At 27.8% G+C, this 5,676-nt stretch carries 9 protein-coding genes and 1 pseudogene; all 10 read left to right on the forward strand.

What is annotated here, in order from left to right; genetic code table 11:
• A partial coding sequence (locus Q0370_RS06535) for an alpha-isopropylmalate synthase regulatory domain-containing protein (protein ID WP_299573684.1) occupies window positions 1-115 on the forward strand: 115 nt, incomplete at its 5' end.
• A 22-nt stretch (window positions 116-137) separates the two neighbouring features.
• On the forward strand, window positions 138-1,163 hold the full coding sequence (locus Q0370_RS06540) for a PDDEXK nuclease domain-containing protein (RefSeq protein ID WP_299573661.1): 1,026 nt from the start codon (window positions 138-140) through the stop codon (window positions 1,161-1,163).
• Between the two features lie 291 nt (window positions 1,164-1,454).
• Entirely contained in the window at window positions 1,455-2,021 is a 567-nt protein-coding gene (locus tag Q0370_RS06545) for an NAD(P)H-dependent oxidoreductase (protein WP_299573664.1), read from the forward strand.
• A gap of 14 nt (window positions 2,022-2,035) precedes the next feature.
• On the forward strand, window positions 2,036-2,398 hold the full coding sequence (locus Q0370_RS06550; RefSeq protein ID WP_155825952.1) for a hypothetical protein: 363 nt from the start codon (window positions 2,036-2,038) through the stop codon (window positions 2,396-2,398).
• A 26-nt stretch (window positions 2,399-2,424) separates the two neighbouring features.
• The gene (locus Q0370_RS06555) at window positions 2,425-2,616 is read left to right on the forward strand and encodes a PspC domain-containing protein (RefSeq protein ID WP_299573669.1); all 192 of its coding nucleotides are present in this window, start codon (window positions 2,425-2,427) and stop codon (window positions 2,614-2,616) included.
• Window positions 2,617-2,669: 53 nt separating this feature from the next.
• A complete protein-coding gene (locus tag Q0370_RS06560) occupies window positions 2,670-3,128 on the forward strand; it encodes a hypothetical protein (RefSeq protein ID WP_299573672.1) in 459 nt (152 codons plus the stop codon).
• A complete protein-coding gene (locus Q0370_RS06565) occupies window positions 3,109-3,555 on the forward strand; it encodes a flagellar biosynthesis protein FliQ (protein ID WP_299573675.1) in 447 nt (148 codons plus the stop codon). Before Q0370_RS06560 ends, Q0370_RS06565 begins: the two co-directional genes overlap by 20 nt.
• Window positions 3,530-4,372 carry a metallophosphoesterase gene (locus tag Q0370_RS06570; protein ID WP_299573678.1) on the forward strand — a complete coding sequence of 281 codons (843 nt, stop codon included), beginning with the start codon at window positions 3,530-3,532 and terminating at the stop codon, window positions 4,370-4,372. The genes Q0370_RS06565 and Q0370_RS06570 overlap by 26 nt, the downstream gene beginning before the upstream one ends.
• Window positions 4,373-4,383: 11 nt before the next feature.
• Complete coding sequence (locus tag Q0370_RS06575) at window positions 4,384-4,932, forward strand: hypothetical protein (RefSeq protein ID WP_299573681.1); 549 nt, start codon at window positions 4,384-4,386, stop codon at window positions 4,930-4,932.
• Window positions 4,895-5,676, forward strand: a pseudogene (locus Q0370_RS06580) (hypothetical protein); the annotation flags it as partial. The gene Q0370_RS06575 and the pseudogene Q0370_RS06580, both read left to right, overlap by 38 nt.

Below are 5,676 nucleotides of genomic sequence, written 5' to 3' on the forward strand. Positions count from 1 at the left end.
TGTGATTATCGAGAAAAATGGAAACAGATTTATTGGTAGAGGACAAAGTACGGATGTAGTTGAAGCAAGTATAAAGGCTTATATTAATGGGATAAATAGACTTTATAATAAGTAATTTTAAAAGGGAGGGGATTTTGATGGAAATATCAAATAATTACATTAATGAAATAAAGAAAATACTTAAAAATGCTAGACAAAAAGCATATACCGCTGTAAATTCGGCGATGGTGGAAGCATATTGGAAAATCGGTAGACGAATTGTAGAAGAAGAACAGAGTGGAAGAGAAAGAGCAGAATACGGGAAAGAAATTATCAAAAATTTATCAAAAGAATTGACAGAAGAATTTGGAAAAGGTTTTGGTGAAAGAAATATTCGGAATATTAGACAGTTTTATGTGCTATTTTCAGATTATGAAAAATGGAAATCACTGATTTCCAAATTAACTTGGACACACATTCAAAAAGTTTTAAGAGTTTCTGATGAGAACGCCAGAATATTTTATTTGACGGAAGCAGCAGAAAATATGTGGTCTGTAAGAACTTTGGATAGAAATATATCTACACTTTATTATAATCGTATTGTTGCAAGTATTGATAAAAAAATTGTTGAAAATGAAATGAAAGAGAAGACAAAAAAACTACAAGCAAAAGAATTTATAAAAAATCCAGTAGTTTTGGAGTTTTTAGATTTGCCGGCAAATATGTCTTATACTGAAAGTCAATTGGAAAAAGCATTAACAGACGATATTCAAAAGTTTATGATGGAACTTGGAAAAGGTTTTGCATTTGTGGAAAGGCAGCAGCATATTCGTACAGAAAATTCAGATTTTTATATCGATTTGGTATTTTATAACTATATTTTGAAATGTTTTGTTATAGTAGAGTTAAAAACAGGAAAATTAACACATCAGGATATAGGACAGCTTGATATGTATGTCAGAATGTACGATGATTTGAAAAAACAGGAAAATGATAATCCAACAATAGGGCTTCTTCTTTGTACAGATACAGATAGTACCGTTATAAAATATTCAGTCTTGAATGATAATAAAAATCTTTTTGCAAGTAAATATGTAAATTATCTTCCTAGTGAAGAAGAATTGATAAATGAAATTGAAAGACAAAAAATATTGTTTGAAATAAATAATGAAGTGGATATGTAGAAATGAAAAAGATATTGATTTTAATGATAGGAATTTTTTTGTTAATTCCTATTTTAGCGTTAATTTATGCACATTATGAGTTTTATTTCTGGAGTAGGAGGAGCTGTGAAAGGAGTGTTTATCAGATTTTTTGCAAAGCCTGAAATTGCGGTGTTTACTTTGAGAAGAAGTTGAGATAGAAATTAAATAATATTTTGATTAAAAGAAAAAAATTGTAATTTTCAGATGGCTCTAAAATAAATATATTTTTAGATTTTATAGAAATTATTTACAGAAAGAAGGAATTTTAAAATGAAAACAATAGTTTTTGCACATCCATGGAATGGAAGTTTTAACAAGGCAATTTTAGATAAAGTAATGGAAAAACTTGATGAAACAAAAGAAAAATATACAATTATAGATTTGAATAAGGATAAATTTAATCCTGTAATGACAGAAGAAGAATTGTCTTTGTATTCACAAGGGAAAAGTATTGATCCTTTAGTGAAAAAATATCAGGAAATATTAAAAAATACTGATGAATTGATACTTGTATTTCCAATTTGGTGGATGTCAATGCCTGCAATATTAAAAGGATTTTTTGACAAAGTTATGACTAAAGGATTTGCTTATGAAAGTACACAAACTGGAATAAAAGGACTTTTGACTAATATAAAAACAGCAAAAATGATTACAACTGCTACAGCACCAAAATTTTTGTTAAATATAACAGGTTTTGGGATTACGATGAAAAAGGCTAATCTTGGTGGAATTGGGATAAAGAAAACGAAATGGATTCATTATAGTTTTAAGGCAAAAGGTAAAGATGAGGATAGGAGGAAATTTCTTGAGAAAGTTAAGGAATTTGTGAATGAATGAGAAAAGGGGGAGAAATGTTTATATTTAAAATTATAATTGTAATTTTCGGTTTAATAGAAATTATGACAAATGGATATTACCTTTTTGGGAAAGAAAAAATAATGAAGGCTAAATTACAGCATAGAGAATTACCTGAAGGAATCACAATTTTCCAACTTAAAGTAAAAGTAATGTTGATGTTTTTAAGTGGATGTTTGTTTTTTATAACAGGAATAGCATCTTTCTTTAAAGAAAAAGAATATTTATTATTTTTATCATTACTTTTCTTTAATTTATATGCTTTGTGTGAAGCTTTATATTATAGATATTGGAAAGTATTTGGCTTTTTTATAGTTTCAATTTTTATGACATTGATTTATATTTTTTTAAGGTCATAATTACATAAAATAAGGAGTTTTATATTATGAAAAATAAATTGTACAAATCAGTAAAAGATAGAAAAATTACAGGTGTATGTGGAGGAATTGCAGAATATTTTGACATTGATTCAAGTATTGTGAGGATAGTATGGCTTGTTTTGGTTCTTTTCGCAGGAACAGGTCTACTGGCTTATATTATTTGTGCGATAGTTCTTGATGATAATCCTAATGAGTAAAATATTTTTAAAATTCTTAAATAGTTAAATAAAAAATTAGGTGGTAAATAAAAATGAAAAAAGGATTTTTTTGGTTATTCTACTTGTTGTTTTTAACATTTTTTGACATTATTTTGGCGGTTATGAGGTTTAATAATAGTATTTATGAATTTTTAACAAGTTTGAATATAAAAAATGAATGGATTTTAGAAAACTTATTTTCACTAATGGAGATTGTTTTTATTATAATTTGTGTAATTTTGGCTTACTTAATTTCAAAAATAAAAGTCAGTAAGAAAAGTTTATTAATTCCGCCATTAGTTATAGTGGCGATAAAAGTAATAGTATTTTTTTGCATATTTGGATTTTTTATGTCGATTCCTGAAACAGAGGATGCAGGAGCAGGAGGAGCTGTTTTATATCTTATATTCTTCGGATTTGGAGCGTATATGGGAATGCTAAATTTATACTTTTATTTAGGATTATTGTTCAACTTATTTAGAAGGAGAAAGAATGAAAAAAATAATTCTTAGAAGTTCATATTTTCTTTATCTGCTTTGTTTTAATATTCTTGTATCAAGTTTATTGTTTTGGTTAGGAGAATCGGTTTTAGGAAATTTAAAAATTGGTGGAGATGCGTATTTTGGAATAGGTTATCTTGTATTGGCTTTGCTTAATATATTTTTATCATATTTTTATGCAAAAGCGAGAATAGGGAAAAAGTCCTTGATAAGTTTGACAATAGTTGGAATAGTAATAAAAATATTGATATTTTTAGTATGGGTACAGAGTATATTTTCAGACTCATCGCTTGGAGATGATAAGGCAGGAATATTCATCATATTTATTGTTTATGGCTATTTTACTTATATAGGTTCATTGGATGTAATATTTCTTATAGGGTTAGGGGTAAATTTACTAATAAGGAGAAAAAATGGAAGGAAAAAGTTGGATTCTTAAGATTTTATATGTTTTTTTAGGATTAATTATAGTATTTTTAGTATATTCGCATTATGAATATCGAAATATAAAGATTAAAACGATTGAGATAAAGTCTAAGGATTTGCCAAAAGAGTTTGATGGAAAGAGAGTGCTGTTTGTAGCTGATTTTCAGTATGATACGATGGCACGGTATAATAAAAAACAGCAGAAAAAGGCGATTGAGCTGATTAATGCACAGAAGAAGGATATAATACTGCTGGGGGGAGATTATGCGACTTGGGAGAAAAATATTCCTAAGTTTTATGAGGATGCGAAGGATATAAAGATTCCAGAACTTGGAGTATATGCGATTTATGGGAATCATGAGTATCCAGGAGCAGAAGAAACGGCTGAAAATATGAAAAAACTTGGATTTAATCTGCTCGTAAATGAAAATAGGAAAATAACAATTAATAATGAAAATATATATATCGCAGGAGTAACAGACTTGTGGCACGGAAAGCCTGATGCGAAAAAAGCTCTTGAAGGATTGAAAAAAGAGGACTTTGTATTATTTTTGACTCATAATCCTGAATATTTCGAGGAAATGACAGAGAATGAGAAGGAAAAAGCGGATATGACACTTGCTGGACATACACATGCAGGACAGGTTACTTTCTTTGGAAAAATTATTATGTCGGCGATAAAGGATAAGAAGAAATATGGATATGGAATGAAAGAATATAATGGTCATAAAATATACATTACTTCAGGATTAGGAGGGGCTTTTCTTGAAATGTTTATTAGATTTTTTGCACAGCCTGAGATTGTGATTTTTGAGTTGAAGAAAATTTAAATGGAGGAATAATGAGCAAAAAGAACGAAATGGACGAAATATTAAAAGAAGTAAATAAAAAATATAATTTAAAATATGTAAATGAAAAATTCTCTGAACCTGCTATAGGTAGTATAGAATCAATAGAAGGAATTATAGATGAATTTTATATAAGTATAAAAAAAGATGGTAGAGATTATGTGATAATATTAAATGTAGATATACGTAAAATGGAAGATAAAGATATGATGTTTCTTAATAACGAAAAAATAGACATGGCTCTTAAACAAGAGAAAATAGAAAAATTGTTTAAAAGATTAAAAAAACATGTTGAAAAATTTAAATCAGCAAATTTTACAGAAAATTATATAGAACTAGAAATTGGTGAAAGTGCAAAAGATATACAACAAGCAATAGACATATCATTAAAATTTTTAAAAAAAGAAGGAATAAAAAGTAAGTGTGCTTTATGCGGGAAAGATGATAGTCCGATAGAATATACAATAATAATAAAAGCGATTGGTGAAGATGGCTATCACTTGTGTGATAGTTGTACTAAAAGAAAAGAAATTGAATTTTAAATTATTAAATGCAAAACAAGATAAAAATGAAGCTGAAATTATTGAAAAAGCTGGTAAGAAAGGATCTATAACAATTGCAACAAATATGGCAGGTAGAGGTACTGACATTAAAACAGAAGACCCTGAAATACCATTAGTTGTATTTATTACAGAAATCAATGAATCATCTAGAATTGATAATCAATTAAAAGGTAGAACATCAAGGCAAGGTGCAAGAGGTATTATTGAAACTCATTTGTCTGGAGATGATTCTATTTTCCTAAAAACAAAAACATCTGGAACTTTCAAATTAATTGCTCAATCTCCATTAACAAATCCAAAACAAATACAAAGATTATGTTATAGTATTCAAGAAGAATTAGAAGGTTTAATGAGTTCATCTAGGCAATCTGCTTTAAAATATGATGATGTTATAAATGAACAAAGGTCAAGATTCTATCATTCTAGAGATAAAGTTTTAGATGCTACCTCAAGTAAAGAATTTGAAACTTTTGCTGAATCAATGGGTATTTCAAAAAATAAAATTATTAAATCTGTAGAAAATCATTCAGAAGAAGCAAAAATAAACATTCTTCGTCAAGCTTTCTTGTTGTCAATGGATGTAAATTGGGTTAAACATATTGATTCACTTGATACATTGAAATCTGCTATTGGATGGAGAGCTCAATCAGGTCATAATCCTACAATTATTTACCAAAATGAAGCATCTGAATTATATAATGATTTATTAAGAGACATTAAAAA

The sequence above is a fragment of the uncultured Leptotrichia sp. genome, assembly GCF_938036635.1.
In the GTDB taxonomy this organism is placed as follows: domain Bacteria; phylum Fusobacteriota; class Fusobacteriia; order Fusobacteriales; family Leptotrichiaceae; genus Leptotrichia; species Leptotrichia hongkongensis.

What these genes read in the sequence shown, in the direction of transcription:
- Q0370_RS06540 (WP_299573661.1), top strand. Translation starts at nt 138, where the DNA reads ATGGAAATATCAAATAATTACATTAATGAAATAAAGAAAATACTTAAA.
- Q0370_RS06545 (WP_299573664.1), top strand. Translation starts at nt 1,455, where the DNA reads ATGAAAACAATAGTTTTTGCACATCCATGGAATGGAAGTTTTAACAAG.
- Q0370_RS06550 (WP_155825952.1), top strand. Translation starts at nt 2,036, where the DNA reads ATGTTTATATTTAAAATTATAATTGTAATTTTCGGTTTAATAGAAATT.
- Q0370_RS06555 (WP_299573669.1), top strand. Translation starts at nt 2,425, where the DNA reads ATGAAAAATAAATTGTACAAATCAGTAAAAGATAGAAAAATTACAGGT.
- Q0370_RS06560 (WP_299573672.1), top strand. Translation starts at nt 2,670, where the DNA reads ATGAAAAAAGGATTTTTTTGGTTATTCTACTTGTTGTTTTTAACATTT.
- Q0370_RS06565 (WP_299573675.1), top strand. Translation starts at nt 3,109, where the DNA reads ATGAAAAAAATAATTCTTAGAAGTTCATATTTTCTTTATCTGCTTTGT.
- Q0370_RS06570 (WP_299573678.1), top strand. Translation starts at nt 3,530, where the DNA reads ATGGAAGGAAAAAGTTGGATTCTTAAGATTTTATATGTTTTTTTAGGA.
- Q0370_RS06575 (WP_299573681.1), top strand. Translation starts at nt 4,384, where the DNA reads ATGAGCAAAAAGAACGAAATGGACGAAATATTAAAAGAAGTAAATAAA.